Origin of the sequence: Marinobacter salsuginis, assembly GCF_009617755.1 — a bacterium.
Classification (GTDB): Bacteria; Pseudomonadota; Gammaproteobacteria; order Pseudomonadales; family Oleiphilaceae; genus Marinobacter; species Marinobacter salsuginis.
Genome location: NZ_BGZH01000001.1, coordinates 1241592 through 1268526, shown reverse-complemented (window position 1 = coordinate 1268526; position 26935 = coordinate 1241592). Strand labels below are relative to the sequence as shown.

Here is a 26935-nt window from a genome sequence, read left to right as displayed (position 1 = left end):
CCGCTTACGCCTCCTGGAATGTCTGTTCGAAGAAGTGGTTCAGCCGGCCCTGGACCGTTTCCCGCACTGCTTCAACCGGAATCTGCTCCACCAGCTCATTAATAAAGGCCATGGTGAGCAGAACGTTCGCCTCACGCCGTCCGATGCCTCGTGAAACCAGGTAGAACAGCGAGGTCTCATCCAGCTGGCCGATGGTTGCGCCATGGGCACACTTTACGTCGTCGGCGTAGATTTCGAGTTCCGGCTTGGTATCGATTTCCGCCCCGTTGGACAGCAGCAGGTTCTTGTTGTTCATATCCGCATTGGACTTCTGGGCGTCCTGATGGATATGAATCCGGCCATTGAACACGGCATGGGACTGATCTGCTGCAATATTGCGATAGGTTTCCTCGCTGTTGCAGTGCGCAGCCACATGCTCAATGGTGGTGTGGTTGTCGTAATGCTGTTTGCCCTGGGTAACAACCACGCCGTTAAGCTTGCACTCGGCGCCTTCGCCTTCCAGCCGAACCTGCAGATCGTGCCGGCGCAGCGGGCCGCCAAAACCGACCGTGTGGCTCTCGAACCGGGAGCTGCGTTGCTGCACGACACCGGTAGAGCCAATGTGCTGGACATTCTCGCCTTCCATGTTGAGGCGAATGCTGGTGATGTTGGCGCCCTCTGCGACGTTGAACTCGGTAACGGTGTTAACCATGACTGGGGCCGAGCCGCTGGAGATATATTCCTCTACGAGCGTAATCTGGCTGTGACGGCCGGCGTCTACGAAAATACGCGGGAAGGCCGAACCGCTGGCCTCAGCTGTGACTTCGTGAACGATGAACAGCGGCTGGTCGAGCACAGCGTCCGGCTTCAGGCGAATCAGCAGACCGTCTTCAAAACGGGCGGAGTTCAGCCGCGCCATCTGGACGGCTCTGTTGTCCAGGGTGCTGTCCAGACGGTCCGCCAGATCACTGGCCTCCTCGTCGCTCAGATCACCGAAACTCTGGATGCTGATGCCGTCCAGGTCCGGGTATTCACAGGCCTCAGGCATCATCACGCCATTGAGAAACGCGACCTTGTAACCGGGCACTGCCAGACTGCTGCCGGTCTTGCCTTCCGCCGGCAGCGAAATAGCCATCTCGTCGGTCAGCTTCAGGTACTTGCTGGAGTACTTCCAGTTTTCGGTTTTCCGGGTTGGCAACGGCATGTCGACCAACGCGGTACCCCGTTGCTTGCGCAGGGCGAGCAGCGGCTCCGGCAGTGACTGACCGGCCGGATGCAGGAACGCGGTGGAAAGCGTGGGTGCTGGTTTCATTCCGCGACCTCCTTAATTGGCTGAACTGTCGGCAGTTTCTTCATCCTTGATGCCCAGCCAGCCGTAGCCGCGTTCTTCCAGCTCCAGGGCCAGCTCGCGGCCACCGGATTTGATGATCTTGCCGCCGGCCAGCACGTGCACGTAATCCGGCACGATGTGGTTCAGCAGACGCTGGTAGTGGGTCACCATCAGGATGGCGCGGTCTTCAGCGCGCAGAGCGTTTACGCCGTCAGAAACAACCTTCAGGGCGTCGATATCAAGGCCAGAATCGGTCTCGTCGAGAATTGCCAGCTTCGGCTGCAGCAGCAGAGCCTGAAGGATCTCGTTACGCTTCTTCTCGCCACCGGAGAAGCCTTCGTTGACACCCCGCTTGAGGAATGAGGGATCCAGATCCACCTGTTTGGAAATCTCTTTGGCGAGCTTCATGAACTCGGCCGCGTTCATCTCGTCCTGGCCCTTGTGCTGACGCATGGCGTTCACGGCGGTACGCAGGAACTGCAGGTTGCTTACCCCGGGGATTTCCACCGGGTACTGGAATGCCAGAAAGATGCCTTCACGGGCGCGCTCTTCGGTTTCAAGTTCAAGCAGGTTTTCACCGTTCAGGCTGATCTCACCCTCGGTGACTTCAAATGCCTCGTTGCCTGCAAGCACCTGCGACAGGGTACTCTTGCCAGAACCGTTCGGGCCCATGATGGCGTGAACTTCCCCGGCCTTGATTTCCAGGTTGATGCCCTTGAGGATTTCTTTGCCCTCAACGGATGCGTGCAGGTTCTTGATGCTCAGCATTTGTGGCTTCTCTCTATTCTGAAATTCTGTCTGTAAATTTAGACCCTTTCGGTGCCCGTAAAATGTTCGGGGCAGTGGGCGGGGGAGCTTTCCGGGATCGTCAAAATCATGGATGATTTTGTCGAGCGTACAGGGACGTATTCACAGCGTATCCCGGAAAGCTCCCCCGCTTGCTGACCTCCCCGAGGCCAGCGGGGCATAGACGTTTAACCAACGGACCCTTCGAGGCTGACCTCGAGCAGCTTGCCGGCCTCGACCGCGAACTCCATGGGCAGCTCCTTGAAGACTTCCTTACAGAAGCCGTTCACGATCATGGAGACTGCCTGTTCCGGGTCGATGCCGCGCTGGCGGCAAAGGAACATCTGCTCGTCGCTCACCTTCGAAGTGGTCGCCTCGTGCTCGACGATGGCCGACTTGTTCTTGCTCTCGATGTACGGGAAGGTGTGCGCGCCGCAGCGGTCGCCGATCAGCAGCGAATCGCACTGGGTGAAGTTGCGCGCGCCTTCCGCGCCGGGACCGAATTTAACCAGTCCACGGTAGGCGTTAGAGCTCTTCCCGGCGGAGATACCCTTGGAGATGATCGTGCTGGAGGTGTTCTTGCCCAGGTGAATCATCTTGGTGCCGGTGTCGGCCTGCTGGAAGTTGTTGGTCAGGGCCACGGAGTAGAACTCGCCAACACTGTTCTCGCCACGCAGGACGCAGCTGGGGTACTTCCAGGTAACCGCGGAGCCGGTTTCGACCTGGGTCCAGGAAATCTTGGAATTCTTGCCGATGGCAGCGCCACGCTTGGTAACGAAGTTGAAGATGCCGCCTTTGCCTTCCTCGTCGCCCGGGTACCAGTTCTGTACGGTTGAGTACTTGATCTGGGCGTCGTCCAGGGCCACCAGCTCGACAACTGCCGCGTGCAGCTGGTTTTCATCCCGCATGGGTGCGGTGCAGCCTTCAAGGTAGCTCACGTAGCTGCCTTCGTCGGCGATGATCAGGGTGCGCTCGAACTGACCGGTGTTGGCCGCGTTGATGCGGAAATAGGTGGACAGCTCCATAGGGCAGCGAACGCCTTTGGGCACGTAAACGAAGGTGCCGTCAGAGAAGACCGCTGAGTTGAGCCCGGCGAAGAAGTTGTCGCCATGGGGGACAACCGAGCCGAGGTATTTCTGTACCAGTTCCGGGTAATCGCGAATCGCTTCGGAAATGGAGCAGAAAATCACACCGGCCTTGGCAAGCGGTTCCTTGAAGGTGGTTGCCACGGAGACGGAATCGAACACCGCGTCTACCGCCACGCCCGCGAGCTTTTCGCGCTCGTGCAGGGGAATGCCCAGCTTCTCGTAGGTTTTCAGCAGTTCCGGATCCACTTCATCCAGACTCTGGGGCATGTCTTCCTTGCGCTTGGGCGCGGAATAGTAGGAAATCGAGTTGTAGTCGATTTTCGGGTAGCCCACGTGGGCCCAGTCCGGCTCTTCCATCTCGAGCCAGCGACGGTAGGCTTTCAGACGCCACTCCAGCATCCACTCCGGCTCTTTCTTGATGCCGGACAGGCGGGCGATAACGTCTTCATTCAGGCCGGGCTCGAACGTGTCGGATTCGATGTCTGTCACGAATCCGTGCTCGTATTCCCGTTTGATCAGCTCGTTCACCTCTTGGTCGGTGGTCGCCATGATCGTCGCTCCGTATTCTCTCATCGCGGGCTTTCGCCCTTGGTGTCGCCGGCAGCCTCAAGGATGGGTTGCCGATCGGATATCATCAGTTTGTGTGTTGCAGTGGTCGCTCGTCCTGTGAGTACGCCCTGCAATCGCTTTTTGGATGACGGATTGCCCATGCTGTCGCCGGTAACTGAGCAAAAAAGCAGCCTGGATCCATCGCTTCTGGCGAGCGATTATACAATACCAGAGTAAAATAGTCAGGTATTAATTTGTGCGTGGGGTGATTATACCTTAATCGGCCTATGGGGCACTAAGGGGGTGGTAATGAGGCTGATAGCCTGGTTCTTGTAGGACTGAGGTTTTTGAGGTGAGTGCAGGGCGGGGTGAGCGGGAAGCCTCCCCAGACACGCCGTGAACCCATCCATGGGGGCTTGGTGTTGCCATCCCTGGCAACACACAGTCTGGGGAGGCTTCCCGCTCACCCCTCCTCAGACTAATTGCTATGCGCCGAGGGCAAGATTCTGGTTAGGTAGCTGTGCTCCAGAGTTTCTGGAAGATCAGCCGGTTTCGGAATACGAACGATATGCCCGCTGCCTGGGGCGTAGTCCATGGCCTGGCCGTTTCGGTTTTCCATGATGCTGGCGGAAAACTGGATGTTGCCGGCCGGGCTGATCAGTTCGAGGTGATCGCCCGGGGCGAATTTGTTTTTCACATCAATGGTCAGCCATTGGTCGTCGGTATCGGTGATGGTTCCAACCACCTGCTGGGTGCCGAGGAATGAGGAGCCCTGTTCGTAGGTCTGGTACTCGCGGGGCATGTGGCGGCGGAGGAAGCCTTCGGTGTAGCCGCGGTTGGAGAGGGCTTCCAGTTCGTCCATCAGGTTCATGTCGAAGGGCTTGCCCTGCATCGCCTCGTCGATGGCGCGGCGGTAGACCTGGGTGGTGCGGGCCACGTAGTAGGTACTTTTTGTGCGGCCCTCGATTTTCAGGGAGTGGACGCCCATCTTTGCCAGTTCGGCGACGTGCTGAACGGCTCTCAAATCCTTTGAGTTCATGATGTAGGTGCCGTGCTCATCCTCGTAGGCGGGAATGAAGCTGCCCGGGCGGTTGGGTTCTTCCAGCAGGATTTCTTTCGGCGTCATTTCCTGTACGTCGCTGCTGCCACAGGTGGCAATCAGGTCGCCGGTCTGGTCGTGGCCGTGCTGTACCTGTTTGTAATTCCAGCGGCAGGCGTTGGTGCAGGCGCCCTGGTTGGCGTCCCGGTGATTCATGTAACCCGAGAGCAAGCAGCGGCCCGAATAGGCCATGCACAGGGCGCCGTGCACGAAGACTTCCAGTTCCATTTCCGGCACCCGATCGCGGATCTCGCGAATCTCATTCAGTGCCAGTTCCCGGGAGAGGATGACCCGGCTGATGCCCTGTCGGCGCCAGAATTCTACGGTAGCCCAGTTCACCGCGTTGGCCTGTACCGAGAGATGGATAGGCTGGTCTGGCCATTTTTCCCGCACCAGCATGATCAGGCCGGGATCCGACATGATCAGGGCATCGGGTTTTTGCTCCAGTACCGGTTCCAGATCCCTGAGGTAGGAGCGCACCTTGTCGTTGTGAGGTGCTATGTTGGAGACAAGGTAGAACTGTTTGCCCAGTTCGTGGGCCCGTTCAATGCCGGCGCCCAGGGCTGCAACGTCTTTGAAACTGTTGTTTCTTACTCTCAGCGAGTAGCGTGGCTGGCCTGCGTAGACCGCGTCGGCGCCGTAGGCAAAGGCCGTTTCCAGGTGTTCGGGGGTGCCCGCGGGGGCGAGCAGTTCCGGGGTGTTCATAGTGGCTCCGGGGGATTCTGAAAGCGGGGCATTATTCCGTATGCGGTCGGATGTTCCCTTGATCCTGCTCAAAGGTCGTATTGATTGTTTTCGGCTAACATGTGTACGCTCACGGTTCCGGTATTTCGAGCCGATGCGTTGCAAAGGAGGAGTTCCAGATGGCATCAAAGCCTCTGACGCCAGAGGTGGCGCGGGCTTCGCTGAGTGTCAGGGTCAGTTCCCTGATCAGTGTTCAGCTTGCCCGTGGCAAGGTTGGTGTGGAAGTCGTGGCGTCGCAGCTGCATATGAGCCGTTACACGCTGCACAAGAAACTGAAGCGTGAAGGGCTGACATTCGCACGTCTGCTTGAAGATGTTCGGCGTCGGCAGGCGCTGACTTATATGCAGGATAGGACCAAGCCGCTGGTGGAAATTGCCGAGCAGCTCGGGTTTTCGGAGTTGAGCGCATTCAGCCGGGCTTTCAAGCGCTGGATGGGGACATCCCCGGCTGAATACCGCTCTGTAAGGCTTTCCTGATCAGGCTCAGACTTTCTTGAACACCAGCGTGGCGTTGGTACCGCCAAAGCCAAAGCTGTTGCTCATCACCAGGTCGAGGTTCTGGTTGTCCATGCGCTCACGGACAATTGGATAACCTTCTGCGCCTTCGTCGAGTGTCTGGATGTTGGCAGACGGCGCAATGAAACCTTCACGCTGCATGATCAGGCTGTAAATGGCTTCGTGCACGCCGGCGGCACCCAGGGCGTGACCACACAGGGGCTTCGTAGAGCTCAGCGGCGGAATCTTGTCGCCAAATGTTTCCTTCAGCGCTTTCAGCTCGGTTACATCACCGGCCGGTGTGCTGGTGCCGTGGGTATTGATGTAGCTGATTTCGCCATCCAGGTTTTTCATGGCCTGCTTCATGCACCGCACTGCGCCTTCGCCACTCGGGGCGACCATATCCGCGCCGTCTGAGGTGGCACCAAAGCCGACCAGTTCCGCCAGGATATTTGCGCCACGGGCCTCGGCGTGTTCCAGGGCCTCAAGTGCCAGCACGCCGCCGCCTCCAGAGATGACAAAGCCATCCCGGTTTGCGTCATAGGTGCGTGAAGCCAGCTCGGGCGTGTCGTTGTATTTCGTCGACAGAGCACCCATGGCATCAAACAGCAGGCTCAGGGTCCAATGGATATCCTCACCGCCGCCGGCAAACATCACATCCTGGCGTCCGAGCGCAATCAGGTCGGCGGCATGGCCGATGGAATGCGCGCTGGTGGCGCAGGCAGAGGTAATGCCGTAGTTAATGCCGCGAATACCAAACCCGGTTGCCAGTGACGCGTTGATCGCGCTGCCCATGGTGCGCGGCACGCGATAAGGGCCAACACGGCGGATGCCGCGGTCGCGATGTGTGTCGATGGAATCCAGCAGCTCAACCGTCGACGCGCCACCCTGACCGAAGATAATGCCGGTGGTATCGGCCTTGATGTGTTCGTCGGTCAGCCCGGCCTGTTCGATAGCCTCGCGCATGGCCAGGTAGGTATAGCCGGAAGCCGGGCACATGAAGCGCCACAGTTTACGGTCAATCAATTCCGGTAGGTTCAGGTTGATCTGGCCGCAGATGTGGCTGCGCAGACCGTTATCCCGGGCTTCTTCGCTGAAGCCTATGCCGGAACGGGATTCCTTGAGGGACTGGGCGACTTCCTTCTGGTTGGTACCAAGGCTGGAAACGATGCCCATACCGGTGATTACAACACGACGCATCCTGTTAACTCCTAAAAATCATCGGTCGAAGTGAACATGCCAACCCGCAGGTCTTTGGCTGTGTAGATTTCCCGGCCGTCTACTTCCATCCGGCCGTCAGCGATTGCCATGGTCAGCTTGCGCCTGATCACACGCTTCAGATCCAGGTGGTAAGTGACCTTCTTGGCTGTGGGCAGCACCTGGCCGGTAAACTTCACTTCGCCGGCGCCCAGTGCGCGCCCCTTGCCTTCACCGCCACCCCAGGCCAGGAAGAAGCCAACCAGCTGCCACATGGCATCCAGGCCAAGACAACCGGGCATTACGGGATCATCAACGAAGTGTACCTTGAAAAACCACAGGTCCGGATTGATGTCGAGCTCCGCTACCAGGCTGCCCTTGCCGTAGAGGCCGTCGTCGTCTGCGATATGCGTGACGCGGTCGAACATCAGCATCTCGTTGATGGGCAGACGCATGGAGCCAGGGAAGAGCTCGCCATGGCCGCATTTGATCAGGTCTTCTTTATCAAAATGATCCGGGTTCATAGTGCCAGTGTCTCTGTTACAAAATGATTTCCTCATACTTTAGCTCGAATTTCACGAGGAGCTATTGACCTTTAGTGGATGATTGCCCGTTTGAAGTTCCCGCCTTACTTCTGTTCCCACCCGTTTGATGGTCATCAAGGTGGATGCACGTGCCCGCGAATACAATCATCCAGAGTCCGTTTTGCGAAATCCGGAGAGTCGAAACTGAGGAGGACATCGTATGTCCGGGTATGAGGAAACCATCGAAGGCAAGATCCGGCGCAAGGGTGACCGGGTCATGGTATGTCTGGAAAGAGAGACCGGGCATTTGCCGGAACGCGTCTGGGAAATGCTCACCGACTCGGTGTGTCTGGCAGAGTGGTTGGCTCCTGGCACACTCGACGCCCGGCCGGGCGGTCGGGTTCAGCTTGATTTCGGTCACAGCGGTATGCCGATCGATTGCCGCGTGACGGATTGCCAGCCCAATCGTCGCCTGGCCTATTCCTGGAGTTCCGGCGATTCCGCCGAGCGGCCGTTGGTATGGGAGCTTGAGCCCATCGACGAGGGAACCCGTCTGTCGCTGACATTACTGCTGCCCGATGATGAACTGGTGCCCATTGCGTGCGCGGGCTGGGATGCGCACCTTGAAATGCTACTGGCGGCCCTGGAAGGGATCAGTATCCACTTCCCGGCGAGCCGGTTTCGCCAGGCGAGGGCAAGGTTCGAGTTGCTGGTCAGGCAGGAGTTAGCCGCCTGACCAGCCAGCGGTTTCAGCCTTCGCGGCCATCCGGTCTGGGGCTGGCCAGGATACCGGTGTAGCGGTAAAGGAACATACCGAAAGCAAACAGCCAGAGCAGGGTGCTGCTGCCAATGCCGGGGTGCCATGGGATAATTTCGAAGGCCGTGAGCACCCGTACCAGCGCGGCCAGATGAATCGCGACGAACGCAAGCACCATCCCCCTTGGTAACACCAACGGTCTGCCGCTGTGGCCGAGTGCCACCCGTGCAATAACCCCCAGAATCAGGCATGCGACCGCCCCGGTTCCGGCAGCGTGACTCCACGCGTTGGACGGCCAGCCGGCGAACAATGTGCCTGCCAGCAGAAACAGGGCGACGGGCACCCACAATATGGACAGGTGCAGAATCCAGAGCAGGGGTTCCCGACGCACAAGCCAGCCTTTCCAGCCTGCCAGCCGCACCAGCATAAGCGTACCGGACAGCAGGGCCAGCGCACCGGTAACGGTTTCCCAGCCGGTGACAAGGGAAGCCATCAGCAGAATCAGGCTGAAAATTGTTGCCATATCGAGGGCAGGAACCGTTTTCACCACGTTGCCGTCGAAGCCGCGCTGGCGCAACCAACCGCTGGAAAATGCCGGCGAGATGCGCCCTCCGATGATGCTGATCAGTGCCATGGCCATGATCAGGGCGCCGTAACTGAAGGTCATGTCCAGGCGTGTAACAAAGCCGATCTGCATCAGCCAGAGCAGGCCGAGCACCACCATGATCATCAGCTGTCTTTTTTGCCGGGCATGCCAGATTCGCCAGCCGGCATCCACCATTACCAGAGGCAGGAAAGCGAGGTTCACGCCCTGTACCAGCCAGTATGGAAGGTCTGCTCCGGTTGCCAACAACAGACGGCCGGCGAGCCAGACGCCCCATAGCAGCACCAGTCTGAATCCGTGGGTACGCTCGGTCTGGGTCCACACGCAGACGGCGGTCAGCAGGAACCCCGCGATAGCTGCCGAGAGGAACCCGAACAGCATTTCGTGTTGGTGCCAGAATAATCCTGGCATCGCCAGAGGCAGGCTGATAACTCCGTTTACCTGCATTACCCAGAGGGGGATGGCGGCGAGAGCCAGAACGGTCATGGACAGAAAGAAGATCCGGAATGGATAGGAAAATAACTGACCGACGCTGGCAGACGCCCGATCAGGGGAAGTCGGAATGGCCCGCATAGATGTCTCCCATATACATGTATTTTGTGTATATGTTAAACCCTGCCGACTTTGTTAACCATACCTGCTTGGAGGTAGATTGCGTACAATAGGCGCAACCCATTCAATTACAAGGGAACTTCCATGACGTCGTACATGATCCTGAAGCACCTGCACATGACCACTGCGTACCTTACTATCACGCTGTTTGCCCTGCGGCTGCTGCTGGACGCGGTCGGTCGGCCTGGCTGGCGCCAGACCCCGCTGCGGTTTATTCCCCACATCAACGACACGATTCTGTTGGTGGCGGCCATTTCCCTGGTTTTTGTCGCCGGCTACGCCTCGGCCATGCCCGGGTGGCTGATTGCCAAGATCGTGTTGCTGTTCGGCTACATCATTACCGGCGTATTCGCTCTGAAGACCACCCTGGGCAAGCCCGTTCGAATTTCAGCCGCCGTACTTGCCCTGGTACAGGTGAGCGCCATTCTGCATCTGGCGATGACTAAGCCATTCTGAGTCAGCGTTTTTCGCTGACCTGCTTTGTCAGTTCCGCCAGCTGAACCTGCACTGCCTGGAGCTGGCGGGCAATCTCGTCCCGCTCATCGTGAGCCTTCTGGGCCTGCTTGGCGTTCTGCTCCTCGCCCATAACCTCCAGGATCGCCCCGATCATCATGTTCAGGAACACAAACGCTGTGAGGAAAATGAAGGTGAGGTAGAAAATCCAGCTAAGCGGGTATTGCTCCATGGTGGCGTACATCACGTCCGTCCAGTCCTCGAAGGTGGCCACCCGGAACAGCGTCAGCATGGCTATGGCCACGTCGCCCCACAGTTCCTCGTCCACGCTGGCGAAGAACATGGAACCCATGGCCGCGTATATGTAGAAGATGATGAACATCAGCAGGGCGATATAGCCCATGCGCGGGATCGCTTTTAACAGCGAGTTGATCAGGAACCTGAGTTCGGGCACCACCGACACCAGGCGCAACACCCGGAACACTCTCAGCAGTCGCCCCAGCAACACCGCTTCGGAATTATCCAGAGGAATCAGACTGCCGATCACCACCAGGGTATCGAACAGGTTCCAGCCGTCGAACAGAAAGCGTTTTTTGTTGGCACACACACCGAAACGGAACAGGATTTCCACCAGGAAGAAGAGGGTGATGGCGTTGTCCATCACGATGAGCGACTTCTCCACCAGGGGGGGCAGATCATAGGTTTTGGCGCCAATGGTCAGCGCCGACAAAATGATGATGGTAATGACGGCGCCCTGAAAAACCTTGCTGGATTCAATACGGCGGAGTCTCTCGAAACCGGAGGCGGGACTTAATTGGGACGACATGGCAGACGGCGGCTCCAGATAGTTCGGGGAAGGGCCGAATTCTAAAGGGCCTTGAATAAATTGGATAGACTAGGCCTGATTAACCTGCTGCAAGATGATCTGCCATTCCCGTTCGCTCACCGGCATGACGGAAAGCCGGTTACCTTTGCGCACCAGAGGCAGGTTTTCGAGCCCGGCCATGGATTTCAGCTCATCCAGCGGGATCAGCTTTGGCAGCGTGCGGACGTACTTCATGTCTACAGCCTGCCAGCGAGGCTTTTCCTTCGTGCTCTTGGCATCGTGGTAGGGCGATTCCGGGTCAAACTGGGTGGGGTCGGGATAGGCGCTGCGAACAACCATGACGATACCGGCAATTCCGATGTGTTTGCAGCTGGAGTGGTACAGGAAGACTTCGTCGCCTTCTGCCATGCGGGCCAGAAAGTTGCGGGCCTGGTAGTTGCGCACGCCGTCCCACGGGATAATCCCGTCTGGCGCCTTGGCGAAATCCTCGATGCCGCATTCCGCGGGCTCTGATTTAACCAGCCACTTGGCCATTGAGTCCTCCCATCACTGAATTCGCCTGAATTATAAGCCAAAAAAAGCCCCCGGAGAGGGGGCACAGAGGCGCAGGGTAATGCCCGGTCAGGGCTTTTTGCGGTTAAGCGGATAAAACAGCTGTGGCGAGGCCAGTTCCGGGAGGTCGGTTCTTTCCTCGTTTGCGGCCCACTCCACTCGCTCGGCAGAGCGGATTGCGTAGTGCATCCAAGCCAGGGCAGCTGCCACGATCACGAACATCAGCATAAAGCAGCTCTGCCAGATGCCTGTGAGGTCGTTCAGTACGCCGAAGGTCAGTGGCAGGATAAAACCTCCAAGCCCGCCAATCATGCCAACCACGCCGCCTACAGCGCCGACGTGCATGGGGTAGTAGACCGGAATGTGCTTGTACACGGCTGCCTTGCCGAGGGACATGAAGAATCCGAGGATAAAGATCAGAGCAACGAACATGGGTAGGTTCATGGCCAGCGTAAAGCGGATATCGCCATCAATGCCCTGGACCACGTAATCGGTGGGCGGATAGCTCAGCAGAAACGTGCACAGAACCGAGGCGCCGAAGGTCCAGTACATGACCCGGCGGGCGCCGAAACGGTCTGACATCCAGCCGCCCAGAATCCGGAACAGGGAAGCCGGGATGGTGTAAAGCGCGGCAATGATGCCCGCGGTCTTGATGTCCAGGCCGTATACGCCAATCAGGAAGTGCGGCAGCCAAAGTGCCAAAGCCACAAAGGCGCCGAACACGAAGAAATAATACAGGGCAAAACGCCAGACTCTCAGTTCCCGCAGGGGTTCCATCTGCTCAAGGAAGGTCTTGGACTTGCTGCCGGCCCGCTCTGCGGCCAGGGGATCTTCCTTGGCCAACAGGATGAAGGCAACGCCCATGATTGCCAGTACAGTGGCATAGATCTGTGCCGTGCTTTCCCAGCCGAATGCCACCAGCAGGAAGGGCGCGCCAAAGTTGGTTACTGCCGCCCCCACGTTGCCCGCTCCGAAAATGCCCAGCGCTGTGCCCTGGTGCTCCGGTTCAAACCAGGCCGCCGTGTAGGCCACCCCCACGATAAAAGCCCCGCCTGCCAGGCCCACACCCAGGGCACCGATCAACAGCATGAGGTAGGTCGTAGCGAAGGTGAGCAGATACACGCAGGCGGCAGTGGTCAGCATCAGAATGCCGAATACCCAGCGACCGCCATACCGGTCTGTCCATATGCCGAGGAATAGCCGGCTTACCGAGCCGGTCAGAATTGGCGTCGCCATCAGCAGACCCAACTGGGTATCCGAGAGCCCGAGATCTTCGCTGATGCGAATCCCGATGATGGAAAAAATGGTCCAGACCGCAAAGCAAAGAGTGAAAGCGAACGTGGATAAACCCAGCGCGCGGTATTGCTCGGGTTTTGATGGGCTAGTGGCCATGTTCCCCCTCCTTTCTCATCTCCATCGAGAGCTGTCTGAAAGCGTCTCTGAAACCATACCAAAAACAGGGTTTTTTCATGCGGGGCATTGGAGGTACCTCCTGCTGGGTGCAGTGGTGGTAGGCAATTTGAGGGTTTTGGCGCGCAGGGGATAGGCCCTTGATTTCTCTCGTGGGGTACGCGTTGAAAGGGTTGATATACGTCAATTATGAGCGCCACCAGAGTGTGGGCTAATGCTGACAGATATCAATGGATGCCTTTTGAAATCGCCTTTGAGAGGGGGCCGGAAACGCCCTCGGGAGAACCCAGAAATGAAGATCATGATTGCCTACGACGGCTCGCGAAATGCCAGGCTGGCACTGGCTCAGACCATCACCATGTTCCGTGATCTCAAGCCTGTAATCACCCTGGTTGCAGTGGCCGAGAATCCGCGGGACATCACCTCCGGAAACGAAGACCTGTTCCAGGAAGAGGTTTCAGAGCTCAAAAAGCACCTGGCCGAGGCCATGGAGTTATGTGACCAGGAACAGATTTCAGCCGAGAACATGCTTCTGGAGGGCGACCCCAGAAAAATGCTGCTGTTCGCCGCGGAAAAGAAGGTCCACCCGGACATGCTGGTTATCGCGCGCCACAGCCATGAGCCCGACGGTGGCTTCATCGCCCGCTCACTGACCTATTTCGTGGACGAACTGGATTACATGACCTTCGGCAGCGTGAGCTCATTCCTTGCCCGCCGCATCCAGTGCCCGCTTCTTATTCTGCCCAGCCGTTGAGTCTGGCCAGCAACCGTTTCTGAATCTGAAAGCCCAGGGAGGCTGACATGAAAGTCGCAGACGTTTTCCACGTCAAGAATCCGGAAGTCAGGGCACTGCACCTGACCTGGATTGCATTCTTTATTACCTTCTACGTGTGGTTCAACATGGCGCCGCTGGCATCGAGCATGCTCAAAAGCGTCAATTGGCTGACCGCCGATGACCTTCGCCTGTTTGCCATCTGTAACGTGGCATTGACCATTCCTGCCCGGATCATCGTGGGCATGGCCCTGGACCGTTTTGGTCCCCGTCGGGTGTTTTCCGTTCTGATGGTCCTGATGTCCATCCCGGCTCTGGTGTTTGCCTTTGGTAATACCATGACGCAACTGCTGGTCAGCCGTCTGGTGCTCAGCTCTATCGGTGCCAGCTTCGTGGTCGGTATCCACATGACCGCCATGTGGTTCAAGCCCAAAGACATCGGTTTTGCCGAGGGCTTCTATGCCGGTTGGGGCAACTTCGGTTCTGCCGCTGCGGCCATTACCCTGCCAACCATCGCGCTGCACATGTATGGCGGTGAGGACGGCTGGCGCTGGGCCATCGCCCAGAGTGCAATCGTTATGGCGGCCTATGGCGTGTATTACTGGTTTGCGATTACCGACGGCCCGGCCGGCACAGTCCACCGTAAGCCCCGCAAGGCCGTAGCGCTGGAAGTCAGCAGCTGGGGCGACATGATCAAGCTGATCCTCTGGACCATTCCCCTGGTGGGTGTCCTGGCCATCCTGGTATGGCGCATCGAGAACATGGGCTACCTGAGCGCCACTGGAGCGGCCATCTGCTACGCGGTTATTGTGGCCATCGTGACCTACCAGATTATCCAGATCCTGCGGGTGAACGTGCCGATCCTGAAAAAGGGCGTGCCCGAAGATGACAAGTACCCGTTCAACAGCGTTGCCGCCCTGAACAGCACCTACTTTGCCAACTTTGGTGCCGAGCTGGCAGTAGTCTCCATGCTGCCGATGTTCTTCGAGGAAACCTGGAGCCTGAGCGCGACCGCTGCCGGCCTTATCGCTGCCTCCTTTGCCTTCGTGAATCTGGTGGCGCGCCCCATGGGTGGCCTGGTATCAGATCGAATGGGTAACCGCCGGTTCGTGATGCTCAGCTACATGTTCGGCATCTCCGTCGGCTTCGCACTCATGGGCCTGATGAACTCCAACTGGCCGCTGATCATTGCCGTGGGCATTACTGTATTCACGTCCTTCTTCGTGCAGGGGGCAGAAGGCGCCACCTTCGGCATTATCCCCTCCATCAAGCGGCGCCTGACCGGCCAGATTTCCGGGATGGCGGGCGCCTATGGCAACGTCGGCGCGGTGGTTTACCTGACTATCTTCACCTTCGTAACCCCGACCCAGTTCTTCTACATCATTGCCGGCGGTGCGTTTATAAGCTGGTTGTTGTGCATGATGTGGCTTAAAGAGCCGGAATCAGGGTTTGCTGACGAATACCAGGTATCTTCTGTAGATCTGCAGATCGAAGAAGAAGAGCGTCGCCGGCAGGCTGCTGCTACCACCTAAGCTGGCACTGTTGGAGAAAAGGCCGCCGAGGCATTGCCCGGCGGCCTTTTTTTGTTCATGTGCCTCGGATCAGAAATGGTCGTATCCGAATTTCATGTAGGTGATGCCGGGGCTCAGAACCAAGCGCCAGGAAAGCTCTATATCGTCGCTGCACTCCCAGTCATAGGCTCTTACCGTGTCCGTCAGGCAGTCTAGCCAGAGGTCGTAGAGGTGCGGCTTGATACTCAGATGGCGGGCACTGTGCAGGCAGGCGATTCGATGGAGGACATCGTCAACGTTGCCGCTGGCGTAAAACGCCACGAGGCTGAAGAAGGACTTCTTCAGCATGCGCCGCTGTACCGCCATGTCTGTATTGCGAAACAGTGCCCGGACCTCCGGAGAAGACATCAGGAACCGGCGATAGAAGGCTTCAAAGAAGTCAGGAGCCTCGGGTGGGGTCTGAAGGACACGTTCGTAGCTTGCGTCGAAGAGCTCTTCGAAGGACATGGCAGGCTCCCTGGTTCAGTCGGGATTAAATCCAATATCCTGAATCTAGCATTTGACAGCGGATGCGTCATTTGTCGCAGGCAAGGAGAGAGGCTTCGATCGATAGCAGGCATAAAAAAACCGGCGCCCCTGAGGGACGCCGGTTTTTACATCACCCCGGTATCAGGGGTTTTTGATGTACGCATTCTTGCGCAGGTAGAACCACCAGTTAACGACCAGGCATAGGGCATAGAACACCGCAAACCCGTACATCGCCACTTCCGGAGTACCGGCCTGGATTTCCTGGCCCATCACTCGCGGTGCGATGAATGCGCCGTAGGCGGCAACTGCGGAGGTCCAGCCGAGAACCGGTCCTTTTTGTTGCTGGTTGAAGATGAAACCGATGCTGCGGAAGGTGGAGCCGTTACCGATACCACTGGCCGCAAACATGATGATGAAAAGGATCAGGAACGGCGCAAAGTAGGCGTTCGGATCGGTGGAGTTGTAGGCCAGCATCATCACATAACCGGTTGCTACAGAGGCTGCAACCATCACAACCGAGATGATCTGGGTAACAATGGAGCCGCCTACCTTGTCAGAAATCCAGCCGCCCACCGGACGGATCAGCGCGCCTACAAACGGTCCCATCCAGGCCCAGGTGAGTGCGCTGGGCGCATCCGGGTTCACCACGCGGGTGACCGTGCCATCGGCCGCTACTTCCATCATGTTGCCGAAGATAACGCTGATAGACAGCGGCAGGGCAGCGGAGAAGCCGATGAATGATCCAAAGGTAAGGATGTAGAGGACAGTCATGGACCAGGTGTGCTTGTTGCTGAAGATCGCGAACTGGGCCTGGATGTTGGGCTTGATGTCGCCCGGTATCAGCCGCAGAAGAATCAGCGTGAGTACAATCGTCAGAGGCAGGGCCAGCCACATGTTCAATACACCCAGGGCCCAGACGCCTGCGATAGAGGCGAGAATGCCTACGCCGTAGAGCCCCAGAATCTTGCCAAAGGCCGAAAGCGGTTTACCGGGATTTGGGGTAACCACTTTCAGGTTGTTCATGCCAAACCAGCCGGCAAACGCGAGCGGAATCAGAAAAACGAGCCAGATAAACCCGGCGTTCTGGATCCAGGTATCGGTACCCGCTTCGATTCGGCCAATCAGCGTGCCGCTGGGGCTCTGCAGTTGCATCGGGTCACCGGCCAGGGCGCCGAAGATACCGACAGTCATCACCAGCGGAATGAGCACCTGCATGGTGGTCACGCCGAAGTTACCGAGACCGGCATTCATGCCCAGGCCATAGCCCTGCTTGCTTTTCGGGTAGAAGGTGCTGATGTTGCTCATGGAGCATGCAAAGTTACCGCCACCGATGCCGGAGAGCAGTGCCAGGGCCTGGAAGACAAGAAACGGAGTATCCGGATTCATCAGGGCAATGCCGGTACCGGCAGCAGGAATCATCAGCAGGGCGGTGGTCAGGAACACCGTGTTTCGTCCGCCGGCAATCTTGATCATGAACGAGGCCGGGATCCGCAGAGTTGCCCCAGACAGGCCGGCAATCGCAGACAGGGTAAACAGCTGCTCGATACTGAATGGAAAGCCCAGGTTCTTCATCTGGGTGGTGATCATTCCCCACATCAGCCAGACGGCAAAGCCCATCAGAAGGCTGGGTATGGAAATCCAGAGGTTGCGCGAAGCAATGCGCTTGCCTTCCCGCTGCCAGAATTCGTCGCTTTCGACATCCCAGTTTTCGATGTCAGCGTTTGTCCTGTTCTTCGCGCCTATCTGTCCGGCGCTCGCTGTACTGTTGGCCATGATGTGTGCTCCTCGGTTTGCTTTACCCATGGCCTCGGGTCAGAGGCTTCAGGGCTTTGAGCCATTGTGCAAAGCAGTGCGGGGAGTAATTCTTGATATTGCTCAAGGACAAGAATGCGGCGCGAGTGGTCGATTTTCAGGCGCCATTTTTATGCCGTTTTGGCCCGTTAAAATCTATAAAAATCAGTAAGATGCAGCGGTGATATTCCGAAGGGGGTAGGCAAACCGGTTGTCGGCGCAGTAGAGGTAGCCAATCATTTCCGCCGGTTTTGGGCGCGTCTGAACAGCAAAGCCACCTGCAGCGCCACAAGGCCATAGATGCAGGACCAGCTCGCCGCTGAGAGCCAGAGAGCAGTCGGTTCGAGAAACGGCGTGTTTCCTGCGAAGAGGCGAGCGATTGCAGCAACGGCCATGCCTGAAGCTAGGCCAGCAACCTGCCAGGCGGGTGGCACCGTTCGTCTGGCTCGCTGCCAGGCCAGGCGAAGCATGACGCTGGTGGAAAGCGTACCCAGGCCCCCGATGGTAATCAGGTGCATGGAAGCAAGAGGATCGTTCCTTGTCAGTAGGCTTATGCCGCTCAAAACCGCACCGGCAGCCAGCCAGAGGTAGCCAAGTGCCAACACCAGAAGGTCTGGGCGGTTTCGGCAATGCCAGAGTTTCCAGCGAACCGTGCGAATCACAATCAGAAAACCCGCAGCGAGCAATAAAAGTCCAACGGCCGGGGCCGCGACTGGCAGAAAACTGAGCAGCAGTGCCAGCAGCAACGTGGCCAGAAGCGTTCCCTCAACGCGTGGCTGAACCCGGGCCTCAAGGGGAATGCCCCGCTTTTCCAACGTGCCCGCTACGGCCGGGGCGATGATGCGTCCACCGATAAACGTCATCAGAAGCAGCAAACCAACAATGGCGGTTGTCAGTACCTGGCGGCTATCGGGAAATGCCGGTGTGCTTGCGGCCGGTGTGTTGCTGGCGAGCCAGAAAACGACTGACAACAGGCAAAGGAGCAGAATCAGCGGGCCGGCAACCCGGTTGCGCCACTTTTTGGCTGCCTGAAATCTCGGGACGGTGTGGCGCGCCAGCAAGAGGGCGAAAGCCGGGCTCAAAAGTTGGGCAGGAAGACTTTCCGGGGCCAGGATCCAGCTCACCCTCGCGAGTAACCAGAGTACGAAGAGTACGGTAAGCACCCGGTACGGTTGAGGACCAAGCGTGTAGCCGGCGACAAGAGCCAGGGCGAAGCCGAATATCAGTTCGTGGCCGTGTCCCGCCCCCAGCAAACCAGGTGGCCAACCTGTCCCGGACAGCACACTGAAAACCGACAGGGGAACAGTCAAGGCGGCGAACAGCGATGCGGCAGGGAAGAATAGCCAGAACGCATGAATGTTCTTTCGTGGCATGCCTGAGTTGTCCGAAGTCATCTCGTATCCTTGACCGTTCGGCGCACCGAAACTATCAGTAACAATAACGCGGGAAACATTTTAAAGGTGCATCATGAATATTACACAACTTGCCCGTCTACCATTCTCTGGCAATGGCGCCTGGTCAGAGCTTCGGCGCCTTGACCTGTCCATTCCGTTCCTGGCATGGGTGGTGGTCGTGCCCATGTCGTTTCTGCCGCCGGTGCTGCTTTACTTCGCCGGCACGCAGTACGGAGACGCCTTCATGCAAGGGTTCGGAGACAAAGAGTGGCGGTTTATCACCACTATTCTTTTCCTGGCAGAGTTACTCACGTTCTTCGTGATGGGCTGGCTCATCCACGCCGTCATGGGCAGTCATCAACTGAAAATCAGTTATCAGGATGCCTATTTGCTGGCTGCAATTGCGCCGCTGCCGCTCTGGCTGTCATCACTGACACTTCTGGTGCCTGCGCTGGCAGTAAGCGTTGTGGCGGTGTTTGCCGCCTTATTCCTGTCCTGTGCGCTGGTGTACCAGGGCGTTCGCTCATTCTGCGAGCGAAGCGATAATGATGTGGTCGTTATGTCCGCCACCTACACCGTTATGTCGGCGTCGTTGCTGGCATGGGGGGTGCTGATGGCCATGGTTTGGGCGTTCTGATCAGACCGTATGGGGCAGGACGCCAAAATAGATGGCACTGAAGTGGCAGGCGCTGCCGCCGATCACGAACAGATGCCAGATCGCGTGCATATAAGGTATGCGGTCGGCCAGATAGAAAGCGACACCGGCGGTGTAGACAATGCCGCCGGCAATCGTCAGGTTCAGGGCTGTTTCACTCAGGTTCGCCACCAGATCGGATGAGGCGAAGGTGATCAGCCAGCCCATGGCCACATAGATGCCAACCCTTGCGAGCTTGAAGCGGTTTTTGAAAATCACCTTCAGCACCACCCCGGTGATCGCCAGTGACCAGATCACCGCAAACAGTGTCCAGCCCACCGTGCCACGCATGTTCACAAGCAGAAACGGGGTATAGGTGCCGGCGATCAGGAGAAAAATGGCGCAATGATCAAGGGTTTTGAACGCCCTTTTCAGTTCTGGCCGGCGGGCTCCGTGGTACAGGGCGGAAGCTAGATAAAGAAGAATCAGGGACGCGCCGAAAATACTGAAACTCACGATCTTCCAGGCATCCCCGGATTGACTGGCGCCAACGATCAACGCAGCGGTGCCGATAACGCTCAATATCGCGCCCAGCCCGTGCGTGGCACTGTTCAGCCACTCTTCGATGCGGTGATGAATAGTCTGGGCCGGGGCTGAAGTTACTGTCACTGGGCGGCGTTCCGTATTAATCATGACGATAAAATACTTGAGCGTACACGTGTACGCAATGGCTGATGGTGACCATCTTGTGAAGCTGTTCAGAAAAACTGAACAACCTGTCGGAAAAGTTCCGATTTCTCTCGAGTCCACCGCTGGTTAGCATGCGTATAACAGATTTCGGACAAAGGAGGTTTTTCAGATGGCAAAAGTACTTGTTCTTTATTACTCCATGTACGGCCACATCGAGACGATGGCAAATACCATTGCCGAAGGTGCCAAAGAGGTTGATGGCGCCGAAGTTACGATTAAGCGGGTGCCGGAAACCATGTCTGATCAGGCGTTCCTGGGCGCTGGCGGTAAGGCTGACCAGCAAGCTCCCGTAGCCGACCCGAAAGAACTGGCCGAATACGACGCGGTGATTTTTGGCACACCGACCCGGTTCGGCAACATGGCCGGTCAAATGCGGACGTTCCTCGATCAGACCGGTGGGCTGTGGGCTGAGGGCAAACTCCACGGCAAGGTGGCGAGCGTGTTTACCTCTACAGGCACCGGTGGTGGGCAGGAGCACACCATCAGCTCATTCTGGACCACCCTGGCCCATCACGGCATGGTGATCGTCCCCTTGGGCTATGGTATCCCTGAGTTTTTCGACATCTCGGAAGTGAATGGCGGAACGCCTTACGGGGCGTCAACCATCGCCGGGGGCGACGGCTCACGGCAGCCGAGTGAGAAAGAATTGGCCATCGCCCGCTTCCAGGGCAAGCATGTGGCCGAGCTGGCGGTAAAACTGCACGGCTGAATCTGAAGCATTACCAAAGCGTTGAGCGTTTTCCAGGGCAGCAGGCGAGAGCATGCTGCCCTTTTTTATGTTGTGCCTGGTTGGCCTCTCGCCTCAGGGCCTGCTTTTTGCACTCGCGGTTTTCAGCCGGGAAAAGGTCGCTGGCACGACGCCGAGCCATGATGCCAGTTGATTATCCGGTACCCGTTTAACCAGCTCCGGGTATTCCTCAAGCAGTAACTTGTATCGTTCTCTTGCCGGCATGGTGTGCTTGCGGAACTCTCTCATGCTGGTCAGCTCGGCAATTTCTTCCGTCAGGGCAAGGGCGAACTGGGGCCAGAGTCCCTCACCGTGAGACTGGATTGCAGACCGGAAGGCAGCGAAGTCGGCAACCCAGGCTGTTACCGGCGTTACTGAAGTCAGGCAGAGGGTATTTCTGACGGTTCGGCTACGGCCAAAAACCGGCCAGACCATATCGCCTTCAGAAAAGAAATGGTGCACGGACACCTTGCCACTGGGTGCTTCCCGGAACAGCCGTAGTATGCCGTACTGAACCAGATACACGTTTGCCCAGGGTTTATCGTGTTTTTCCAGAGCGGTCTCAGAATCAACCCGACAAAGATGGAAAAGTCGCGCGAGGTCTGCCAGAAACCGTGCGTCCGGATCATTCTCGTGACCCGCCAGGCGAATACCAAAGACCCGGCTTAGACCATTCAGCAAGGCGGCCGACTCAGGTGCGGCATCCTGCTGGATAATATCGGGGTTGTTTTCTCCCAACATGCAGGGGGCGGAGGAAACGTCTGGCCTGAAGATGCTGTTCATGGCGTTGACCCTGTTACGAGTGTTCGATGAATTATGGTATCAGAGAAGCATCTTTTGAAATGACTTAAATCATTAAGGCTTTTTCACTGAGTCGATATCGCGATCTGACGAACATTCAGTGATAGACTCCGGCACCTGTTGCTGGAAGTTACCCCCTTTCCTCACGGAGTCCCGATGGCCGCAGCCTTTGCCCTTTTCTTCAAGCTTATTCCGCTCTATGTGACGGTCGCCCTGGGCTGGGTCGCCGGTCGTTACCTTGAGGCCAGTGGTCGTCATATTGCCGGCATAATGCTCTATATCGTGACACCATCTGTGGTGTTTTCAGGGGTTATGGCCGCTCCGCTTTCTCCCGAGGTCATCCTGCTGCCGTTTCTGGTATTCGGGATTTCTTCTGTTCTGGGCGTTGTGCAATTAAAGCTGGCCAGGCGGGTGCTTGATGATGGCAGTGCCAACATCATTCCCCTGTGTGTGGGGTCCGGCAACACCGGGTACTTCGGCGTGCCGGTGGCCTTGTTGCTGTTTGGCGAAGAGGGGCTCGGGCTCTATATCGTGTGCATGCTGGGCACCACGCTGTTCGAGAACTCGGTGGGCTTCTATCTGGCGGCGAGAGGACGCTACAGCATCAAGGATGCGCTCTGGCGGGTGTTGAAACTGCCGTCGGTATACGCCTTCCTGGCGGCCGTCGCCCTGAACCTGGCCGGTGTTGGTATTCCGGATATCTTCGTGCCGCTGTTCGATAACCTGCGCGGCGCCTACAGCATTCTGGGCATGATGATCATCGGCATGAGCATCACCAGCTTTCGCGGCCTGGCGGGCAATGTCCGTTTCACGGCACTGGCGTTCTTCGGCAAGTTTGTGATCTGGCCCCTGGTGGCTATCGTGTTCTGGTGGGTGGATTCCGCGGTTCTGGGCATTTACGAGCCGGCCGTTCACAAGGCCATGTTCCTGATATCGATCACCCCGATTGCCGCCAACACCGTGGTTATTGCCACGTTGCTGGATACCTCGCCAAGGCAGGCAGCGGGTACCGTCCTGCTTACCACGCTGTTTGCCCTGGCGTTCATTCCGGTGATGATTTCGCTGGCGTTCTAACGGTTGCTAGAGCCTGCCGCTGCCGGCTCAACAGAGCAGGCCTTGGCTTCCGCGATGTCGCTACGGGCGTGGCGCACCACACTGATGCCGGCTGTTATCGCCAGCGTACCCATGATCGCGGCAACGACCAGGTCGGGCCAGGCGGTTCCGGTACCGAACACACCCAGGGCGGCTACCATAACGGCGATGTTGCTGATGGCATCGTTCCGGCTGCACAGCCAGACCGAGCGCATGTCGGAGTCGCCTTCACGGAATTTGAACAGTATTGCTGCCACGCTCACGTTTGCGGCAAGTGCCAGCAGACCTACCGCCCCCATGGTCAACGGCTCTGGCGTTATGCCAGCCTGCACCACCCAGACTGCCCTGGCCCAGACCACAAGGCCGAACACGGCCATGGTAATCCCCTTCACCATGGCTGCTCGTCCGCGCCAGAGCATACCCATGGACAGTACGGTGAGGGAAAGAATATAGTTGGCGCTGTCTCCAAAGAAATCGATGGCATCCGCCATTAGCGAAACAGAGCCCGAGGAAAGACTGGCCATGCCCTCCACGGCGAACATGGCCAGGTTCACCCACAAGGCAATCCATAACGCTTTGCGAAAGCCCGGGGCCGGGGATTTGGGTTCTGGGGCAGAACAACTGCACGCCATAAAGACCTCCTTCGTCCAGATCCCCCCTATTGAAAACCCTGTAGTTGCTACAGGGTCAACAGTTGTCGCCGAAATTTTTCACACCGGTCATTTTTGGCCGGGGCCATGGGTGCCGGGCACGTGGTTGTGGCGATCTTCTGGCTCCAATGCACCGAGTTCGGAATTCAGTTCTCCAAGAATGCCGCACTCCCGGACTGTTCTGCCATCCGTACAGGCCTTCTGAAGCCGCACGAGGGTCTCTTCAAGGCTCGCCAGTTCTCTCAAGCGTTCACGCACGTGAGTCAAATGGCGCGCAAGCAGGGCGTCTACATCGCTGCAGTCTGCCTCCGGTTGCTCGGCCAACCCGATCAGCTCACGAATCTCGTCCTGCGCCATATCGAGATTGCGACAGCGTTTGATAAAGAGGAGGCGGTCCAGGTGGGCATTGCGGTAGGAGCGGTAGCCGCTGCTGTCCCTGTCCGGTTCCGGCAGCAGGCCGATCTTTTCGTAGTAGCGGATGGTCTCAACAGGAATGGCTGTTGTCTTTGCGAGTTCGCCAATTTTCACTGAGGGGTCCCCCCGGTTGTACCCGGAAAATGCACCGTGGCCTTGAGGCCTCCGATCGAGTCGGCGCTGAAATTCAGGGTACCACCATAGCGCTCTGTAATCTCCCGCACGATGGCAAGCCCCAGTCCGTGCCCCGGCGTTTGTTCGTCCAGACGCAGACCGCGGGTGCCCAGGGTGTCCAGCGCGTCCGGAGGAATTCCGGGGCCGTCGTCTTCGACGGTGATGGTAAATTCCTGCCGGTCCTCGTACAGGCCAAGCTCCACGAATCTGGTGGACCACTTCCCGGCGTTGTCCAGAAGGTTGCCCAGCACCTCGTTCAGGTCGTGTTCCTCAATGGGCCAGCGTCTTTCTTCCGTCAGGACGGTCGACATTTCGAAGGATTTTGAGGGGTAAAGCCGGCCGAGCATCCACAGAAGGTCCCGGGCCTGCTTCAGGGGATAGGCGCTTTTGCCCACCTGTGGACCGGCGAAGCGGCTGCGTCGCATTTCTGCTTCCAGTTGTCTGTCGATATCGTCGAGCCGACCCGCCATCTGTTGTCTGAGATCGTTGGCCAGAGGTCGGTCCGTATCTTCCAGAATCTGGCGAACGGCAGCGATGGGCGTTTTTACGCTGTGGGATAGGTTGGCCAGTGCGTCCCGGGAGCGCTCCAGCCGCTGATCCAATGAGTCGAGCAATTGGTTTAGCTGCAGTACCAGGGGCTGGAACTCCTCGGGCGCTTTCACATCAATCCGTGATATCTCGCCATCCTGCAGCCGCCTCAACGCCGCCTTGAGGCTCACGACGGGCCGCATGGACAGGTTGATGCCCAGCCAGAGTGCGCCAACCAGCAGCAGGATCAGGAGCAGGGAAACAACGGCTGTCCATGCATGAAGCTCGGCCTGGCTGCGGCTCAAGGCACCAAGGTCTTCAGAAACGATCACCACGATGGGCTGGTCGTTCACGCGAAAGGACTTCCGGTAAGCAAGGATATCCGAGGGCGCCTCCTCAATCTGGGCGCCACTGACCCGCAGCGTACCCTCCTGACTGGACTCTACAAGCGGCATTAAAAGTGGGGCCCAGGTTTCCGGGGAGATAATGGTTCGGGTATCGGAATGGATCGCAAATGCGTGGTGAAAAACTTCCTGGAAATAATCACCGGTCTGTAAAGTGTCCAGCCGACCACTGGAATCGCGAATCTGATGTTCGAGAAAAGCGACTTCGTCTTTCAGGCGGGTTTCAACGAATTGGCGGGACATGCGGTCAAGCAGCAGCCCGTGCACCAACCATGCGAGAGCCATCAGAAGAATGCCGGCCGGCAGCAGCAGTGCCAGCAGGGTTCCCTTGACGGATGCCGGTTTTTTAAACCAGGTCATTGAACAGGTACCCCTGGCCACGCCGTGTTGAGATGGTGTCCGTGCCTACCAGTTTCCGGAGCCTGCGAATGTAGGCTTCAATAACGTTCTCGCTGGGGTTGTCGTTCAGGTTGTAGAGCTGTTCCATAAGTTGCTCTTTCGAGAACACGTGCCCGGGCCGGCTCATCAGGCACCGCAACAAGCGGAACTCGGTTCCGGTGAGACTGTGTTCTGTGCCATCGGCCAGTTTCAGGCTCTGGCGATTCTCATCCAGCTCGAGATTGCCGGCCTTCACCAGAGAGTGCACCCGACCTTCGCTCCGGCGAATGATGGCGTTCAGTCGTGCAATCAGCTCTTCGGTCTGGAAGGGTTTGGCCAGGTAGTCATCGGCGCCGGCTTTTAGTCCGTTGACCTTGTCCTGCCAGTCGCCTCGGGCAGTCAGAATCAGGACAGGGAAGCTGGCCCTGTTCATTCGCCACTTGCGCAGAACGTCCAGCCCGTTGCCGTCAGGCAGGCCCAGATCCAGGACAACGGCCCGATAATCCTCCTGCTCTGCCAGCACCAAGGCTTCTTTGGCAGTAAACGTTGAATCCACACTGAAACCCGCCTTTTCAAGTTGGCTGGCCAGACCGTCGGCCAGCAGTCGGTCATCTTCGACGAGCAGTAAACGCATAAGTCTGTCCTTCAGAATGTGAATCTCAGCGACTCAGTATCCCTGTGTTAACTGAACCCAGCCTGAACGCTAAATAATTCGTCATTTTCAGAAAGGATTCAGGTTTGTGCGCGATGGTATTCATCGTTTCTGGATATTGCTCAATTTTCGAATCAAACCATGGTTCATTCGAGTCTCACCAATTCACAGGAGTATACAAGATGAACGCATCCGCATTTCTGGTTGCCGCCACAGCCATGACCATTTCAGCAACGGCTTTTGCCGCCGGCGCCCACAGCGGTGGCCACGGGGGAGGAAGCGGAGAGCCGGGCAAGGCCTCCGAGGTCAGCCGAACGATCAACGTTGAGATGCACGACAACTATTACGAGCCCGAGTCCATCGAGGTTACTCCCGGTGAAACGGTTCGTTTTGTTATTGAAAACAAAGGCAACCTTGTTCACGAGTTCAACATTGGCACGCCCGATATGCATGAGGCCCATCAGGAAGAAATGATGATGATGGTTGAACATGGCGTGATCCAGGGCGGAACTCTCAATCACGACATGATGGAAATGGACATGGGTGACGGCCACTCCATGAAGCACGATGATCCCAACAGCGTTCTTCTCGAGCCGGGCGAAAGCAAAGAGATCGTCTGGAAATTCTCCGAGGAGGGCAATATCGAGTTTGCCTGCAACGTGCCCGGGCATTATCAGGCCGGCATGTACGGAGATGTGAATTTCAACTGATCCCTCCAAACAACGACGTAG

Annotated in this window: 28 protein-coding genes; 9 read left to right on the top strand and 19 right to left on the bottom strand. The window is 57.6% G+C overall.

The window, feature by feature from the left end; genetic code table 11:
* Positions 1-4: 4 nt before the first annotated feature.
* The 4 genes from sufD to trhP form a co-directional block, all read right to left on the bottom strand.
* A complete protein-coding gene (gene sufD, locus GJU83_RS05870; protein WP_069181839.1) occupies positions 5-1291 on the bottom strand; it encodes a Fe-S cluster assembly protein SufD in 1287 nt (428 codons plus the stop codon).
* Positions 1292-1303: 12 nt separating this feature from the next.
* Positions 1304-2077, bottom strand: a complete 774-nt coding sequence (sufC, locus tag GJU83_RS05865) for a Fe-S cluster assembly ATPase SufC (RefSeq protein ID WP_069181838.1) — start codon at positions 2075-2077, stop codon at positions 1304-1306.
* Between the two features lie 206 nt (positions 2078-2283).
* Positions 2284-3732 (bottom strand): Fe-S cluster assembly protein SufB, encoded by a 1449-nt coding sequence (gene sufB, locus GJU83_RS05860; protein WP_069181837.1) that lies wholly within the window; start codon positions 3730-3732, stop codon positions 2284-2286.
* A 478-nt stretch (positions 3733-4210) separates the two neighbouring features.
* Positions 4211-5536, bottom strand: coding sequence for a prephenate-dependent tRNA uridine(34) hydroxylase TrhP (trhP, locus tag GJU83_RS05855; RefSeq protein WP_069181836.1), 1326 nt, complete (start codon positions 5534-5536; stop codon positions 4211-4213).
* Between the two features lie 158 nt (positions 5537-5694).
* Between trhP and GJU83_RS05850 the strand changes: the two genes are divergently transcribed.
* Positions 5695-6051 (top strand): helix-turn-helix transcriptional regulator, encoded by a 357-nt coding sequence (locus GJU83_RS05850; protein ID WP_014578227.1) that lies wholly within the window; start codon positions 5695-5697, stop codon positions 6049-6051.
* 6 nt (positions 6052-6057) lie between these two features.
* Here GJU83_RS05850 and fabB read toward each other — a convergent pair whose 3' ends face one another.
* Together fabB and fabA are read right to left on the bottom strand one after the other, a co-directional pair.
* The gene (fabB, locus tag GJU83_RS05845) at positions 6058-7269 is read right to left on the bottom strand and encodes a beta-ketoacyl-ACP synthase I (protein ID WP_069181835.1); all 1212 of its coding nucleotides are present in this window, start codon (positions 7267-7269) and stop codon (positions 6058-6060) included.
* An 11-nt stretch (positions 7270-7280) separates the two neighbouring features.
* A complete protein-coding gene (gene fabA, locus GJU83_RS05840; protein ID WP_069181834.1) occupies positions 7281-7790 on the bottom strand; it encodes a bifunctional 3-hydroxydecanoyl-ACP dehydratase/trans-2-decenoyl-ACP isomerase in 510 nt (169 codons plus the stop codon).
* Between the two features lie 220 nt (positions 7791-8010).
* Here fabA and GJU83_RS05835 point away from each other — a divergent pair, with 220 nt between their 5' ends.
* Complete coding sequence (locus GJU83_RS05835; protein ID WP_083231716.1) at positions 8011-8526, top strand: SRPBCC family protein; 516 nt, start codon at positions 8011-8013, stop codon at positions 8524-8526.
* A gap of 13 nt (positions 8527-8539) precedes the next feature.
* Here the strand turns inward: GJU83_RS05835 and GJU83_RS05830 are convergent, their stop codons facing one another.
* Entirely contained in the window at positions 8540-9724 is a 1185-nt protein-coding gene (locus tag GJU83_RS05830; RefSeq protein ID WP_069181833.1) for an NnrS family protein, read from the bottom strand.
* Between the two features lie 123 nt (positions 9725-9847).
* On the opposite strand from GJU83_RS05830, the gene GJU83_RS05825 reads away from it, so the two are divergent.
* On the top strand, positions 9848-10219 hold the full coding sequence (locus GJU83_RS05825) for a SirB2 family protein (protein ID WP_069181832.1): 372 nt from the start codon (positions 9848-9850) through the stop codon (positions 10217-10219).
* A 1-nt stretch (position 10220) separates the two neighbouring features.
* Here the strand turns inward: GJU83_RS05825 and GJU83_RS05820 are convergent, their stop codons facing one another.
* The 3 genes from GJU83_RS05820 to GJU83_RS05810 all read right to left on the bottom strand — a co-directional run bounded on the left by GJU83_RS05820 (position 10221) and on the right by GJU83_RS05810 (position 12986).
* Positions 10221-11042, bottom strand: coding sequence for an ion transporter (locus GJU83_RS05820; RefSeq protein ID WP_069181831.1), 822 nt, complete (start codon positions 11040-11042; stop codon positions 10221-10223).
* 69 nt (positions 11043-11111) lie between these two features.
* Positions 11112-11576, bottom strand: a complete 465-nt coding sequence (locus GJU83_RS05815) for an EVE domain-containing protein (protein WP_069181830.1) — start codon at positions 11574-11576, stop codon at positions 11112-11114.
* An 87-nt stretch (positions 11577-11663) separates the two neighbouring features.
* The gene (locus tag GJU83_RS05810) at positions 11664-12986 is read right to left on the bottom strand and encodes an MFS transporter (protein ID WP_069181829.1); all 1323 of its coding nucleotides are present in this window, start codon (positions 12984-12986) and stop codon (positions 11664-11666) included.
* A 310-nt stretch (positions 12987-13296) separates the two neighbouring features.
* Between GJU83_RS05810 and GJU83_RS05805 the strand changes: the two genes are divergently transcribed.
* Positions 13297-13758 carry a universal stress protein gene (locus tag GJU83_RS05805; protein ID WP_069181828.1) on the top strand — a complete coding sequence of 154 codons (462 nt, stop codon included), beginning with the start codon at positions 13297-13299 and terminating at the stop codon, positions 13756-13758.
* Positions 13759-13805: 47 nt separating this feature from the next.
* Positions 13806-15308 carry an MFS transporter gene (locus tag GJU83_RS05800; RefSeq protein WP_069181827.1) on the top strand — a complete coding sequence of 501 codons (1503 nt, stop codon included), beginning with the start codon at positions 13806-13808 and terminating at the stop codon, positions 15306-15308.
* A 69-nt stretch (positions 15309-15377) separates the two neighbouring features.
* Here the strand turns inward: GJU83_RS05800 and GJU83_RS05795 are convergent, their stop codons facing one another.
* The 3 genes from GJU83_RS05795 to GJU83_RS05785 form a co-directional block, all read right to left on the bottom strand.
* The gene (locus tag GJU83_RS05795) at positions 15378-15794 is read right to left on the bottom strand and encodes a globin family protein (RefSeq protein ID WP_069181826.1); all 417 of its coding nucleotides are present in this window, start codon (positions 15792-15794) and stop codon (positions 15378-15380) included.
* 162 nt (positions 15795-15956) lie between these two features.
* Entirely contained in the window at positions 15957-17588 is a 1632-nt protein-coding gene (locus tag GJU83_RS05790; protein WP_069181825.1) for an MFS transporter, read from the bottom strand.
* Positions 17589-17842: 254 nt separating this feature from the next.
* Entirely contained in the window at positions 17843-19000 is a 1158-nt protein-coding gene (locus GJU83_RS05785) for an NnrS family protein (RefSeq protein WP_141697174.1), read from the bottom strand.
* 73 nt (positions 19001-19073) lie between these two features.
* On the opposite strand from GJU83_RS05785, the gene GJU83_RS05780 reads away from it, so the two are divergent.
* On the top strand, positions 19074-19637 hold the full coding sequence (locus GJU83_RS05780) for a YIP1 family protein (RefSeq protein ID WP_069181824.1): 564 nt from the start codon (positions 19074-19076) through the stop codon (positions 19635-19637).
* Here the strand turns inward: GJU83_RS05780 and trhA are convergent, their stop codons facing one another.
* The gene (gene trhA / locus GJU83_RS05775; protein WP_069181823.1) at positions 19638-20327 is read right to left on the bottom strand and encodes a PAQR family membrane homeostasis protein TrhA; all 690 of its coding nucleotides are present in this window, start codon (positions 20325-20327) and stop codon (positions 19638-19640) included.
* Positions 20328-20493: 166 nt separating this feature from the next.
* On the opposite strand from trhA, the gene wrbA reads away from it, so the two are divergent.
* A complete protein-coding gene (wrbA, locus tag GJU83_RS05770; RefSeq protein ID WP_069181822.1) occupies positions 20494-21093 on the top strand; it encodes an NAD(P)H:quinone oxidoreductase in 600 nt (199 codons plus the stop codon).
* A gap of 93 nt (positions 21094-21186) precedes the next feature.
* On the opposite strand, the gene GJU83_RS05765 is transcribed toward wrbA, so the two are convergent.
* A complete protein-coding gene (locus GJU83_RS05765; RefSeq protein ID WP_069181821.1) occupies positions 21187-21894 on the bottom strand; it encodes a Crp/Fnr family transcriptional regulator in 708 nt (235 codons plus the stop codon).
* A gap of 174 nt (positions 21895-22068) precedes the next feature.
* Between GJU83_RS05765 and GJU83_RS05760 the strand changes: the two genes are divergently transcribed.
* A complete protein-coding gene (locus GJU83_RS05760) occupies positions 22069-22986 on the top strand; it encodes an AEC family transporter (RefSeq protein WP_069181820.1) in 918 nt (305 codons plus the stop codon).
* On the opposite strand, the gene GJU83_RS05755 is transcribed toward GJU83_RS05760, so the two are convergent.
* From GJU83_RS05755 to GJU83_RS05740, 4 genes are all read right to left on the bottom strand, one after another.
* Positions 22983-23636 carry a cation diffusion facilitator family transporter gene (locus GJU83_RS05755; protein WP_069181819.1) on the bottom strand — a complete coding sequence of 218 codons (654 nt, stop codon included), beginning with the start codon at positions 23634-23636 and terminating at the stop codon, positions 22983-22985. The two genes, GJU83_RS05760 and GJU83_RS05755, sit on opposite strands and share 4 nt — an antisense overlap.
* An 87-nt stretch (positions 23637-23723) precedes the next feature.
* Entirely contained in the window at positions 23724-24182 is a 459-nt protein-coding gene (gene cadR / locus GJU83_RS05750; RefSeq protein ID WP_069181818.1) for a Cd(II)/Pb(II)-responsive transcriptional regulator, read from the bottom strand.
* On the bottom strand, positions 24179-25534 hold the full coding sequence (locus GJU83_RS05745) for an ATP-binding protein (RefSeq protein WP_069181817.1): 1356 nt from the start codon (positions 25532-25534) through the stop codon (positions 24179-24181). Before GJU83_RS05745 ends, cadR begins: the two co-directional genes overlap by 4 nt.
* A complete protein-coding gene (locus tag GJU83_RS05740; RefSeq protein ID WP_069181816.1) occupies positions 25521-26186 on the bottom strand; it encodes a response regulator transcription factor in 666 nt (221 codons plus the stop codon). The genes GJU83_RS05745 and GJU83_RS05740 overlap by 14 nt, the downstream gene beginning before the upstream one ends.
* Before the next feature lie 200 nt (positions 26187-26386).
* Between GJU83_RS05740 and GJU83_RS05735 the strand changes: the two genes are divergently transcribed.
* Positions 26387-26914, top strand: coding sequence for a cupredoxin domain-containing protein (locus tag GJU83_RS05735; RefSeq protein WP_069181815.1), 528 nt, complete (start codon positions 26387-26389; stop codon positions 26912-26914).
* The last annotated feature ends 21 nt before the right edge of the window (positions 26915-26935 follow it).

Coding starts and splice junctions, on each gene's coding strand:
- wrbA (WP_069181822.1), top strand. CDS start 20,494: ATGGCAAAAGTACTTGTTCTTTATTACTCCATGTACGGCCACATCGAG.
- GJU83_RS05795 (WP_069181826.1), bottom strand. CDS start 15,794: ATGTCCTTCGAAGAGCTCTTCGACGCAAGCTACGAACGTGTCCTTCAG.
- GJU83_RS05735 (WP_069181815.1), top strand. CDS start 26,387: ATGAACGCATCCGCATTTCTGGTTGCCGCCACAGCCATGACCATTTCA.
- GJU83_RS05780 (WP_069181824.1), top strand. CDS start 19,074: ATGAATATTACACAACTTGCCCGTCTACCATTCTCTGGCAATGGCGCC.
- GJU83_RS05790 (WP_069181825.1), bottom strand. CDS start 17,588: ATGGCCAACAGTACAGCGAGCGCCGGACAGATAGGCGCGAAGAACAGG.
- GJU83_RS05810 (WP_069181829.1), bottom strand. CDS start 12,986: ATGGCCACTAGCCCATCAAAACCCGAGCAATACCGCGCGCTGGGTTTA.
- GJU83_RS05760 (WP_069181820.1), top strand. CDS start 22,069: ATGGCCGCAGCCTTTGCCCTTTTCTTCAAGCTTATTCCGCTCTATGTG.
- trhA (WP_069181823.1), bottom strand. CDS start 20,327: ATGATTAATACGGAACGCCGCCCAGTGACAGTAACTTCAGCCCCGGCC.
- GJU83_RS05815 (WP_069181830.1), bottom strand. CDS start 11,576: ATGGCCAAGTGGCTGGTTAAATCAGAGCCCGCGGAATGCGGCATCGAG.
- GJU83_RS05745 (WP_069181817.1), bottom strand. CDS start 25,534: ATGACCTGGTTTAAAAAACCGGCATCCGTCAAGGGAACCCTGCTGGCA.
- sufC (WP_069181838.1), bottom strand. CDS start 2,077: ATGCTGAGCATCAAGAACCTGCACGCATCCGTTGAGGGCAAAGAAATC.
- fabA (WP_069181834.1), bottom strand. CDS start 7,790: ATGAACCCGGATCATTTTGATAAAGAAGACCTGATCAAATGCGGCCAT.
- GJU83_RS05755 (WP_069181819.1), bottom strand. CDS start 23,636: ATGGCGTGCAGTTGTTCTGCCCCAGAACCCAAATCCCCGGCCCCGGGC.
- GJU83_RS05835 (WP_083231716.1), top strand. CDS start 8,011: ATGTCCGGGTATGAGGAAACCATCGAAGGCAAGATCCGGCGCAAGGGT.
- GJU83_RS05800 (WP_069181827.1), top strand. CDS start 13,806: ATGAAAGTCGCAGACGTTTTCCACGTCAAGAATCCGGAAGTCAGGGCA.
- GJU83_RS05785 (WP_141697174.1), bottom strand. CDS start 19,000: ATGACTTCGGACAACTCAGGCATGCCACGAAAGAACATTCATGCGTTC.
- sufB (WP_069181837.1), bottom strand. CDS start 3,732: ATGGCGACCACCGACCAAGAGGTGAACGAGCTGATCAAACGGGAATAC.
- GJU83_RS05765 (WP_069181821.1), bottom strand. CDS start 21,894: ATGAACAGCATCTTCAGGCCAGACGTTTCCTCCGCCCCCTGCATGTTG.
- GJU83_RS05850 (WP_014578227.1), top strand. CDS start 5,695: ATGGCATCAAAGCCTCTGACGCCAGAGGTGGCGCGGGCTTCGCTGAGT.
- GJU83_RS05805 (WP_069181828.1), top strand. CDS start 13,297: ATGAAGATCATGATTGCCTACGACGGCTCGCGAAATGCCAGGCTGGCA.
- GJU83_RS05830 (WP_069181833.1), bottom strand. CDS start 9,724: ATGCGGGCCATTCCGACTTCCCCTGATCGGGCGTCTGCCAGCGTCGGT.
- fabB (WP_069181835.1), bottom strand. CDS start 7,269: ATGCGTCGTGTTGTAATCACCGGTATGGGCATCGTTTCCAGCCTTGGT.
- GJU83_RS05740 (WP_069181816.1), bottom strand. CDS start 26,186: ATGCGTTTACTGCTCGTCGAAGATGACCGACTGCTGGCCGACGGTCTG.
- trhP (WP_069181836.1), bottom strand. CDS start 5,536: ATGAACACCCCGGAACTGCTCGCCCCCGCGGGCACCCCCGAACACCTG.
- sufD (WP_069181839.1), bottom strand. CDS start 1,291: ATGAAACCAGCACCCACGCTTTCCACCGCGTTCCTGCATCCGGCCGGT.
- GJU83_RS05820 (WP_069181831.1), bottom strand. CDS start 11,042: ATGTCGTCCCAATTAAGTCCCGCCTCCGGTTTCGAGAGACTCCGCCGT.
- GJU83_RS05825 (WP_069181832.1), top strand. CDS start 9,848: ATGACGTCGTACATGATCCTGAAGCACCTGCACATGACCACTGCGTAC.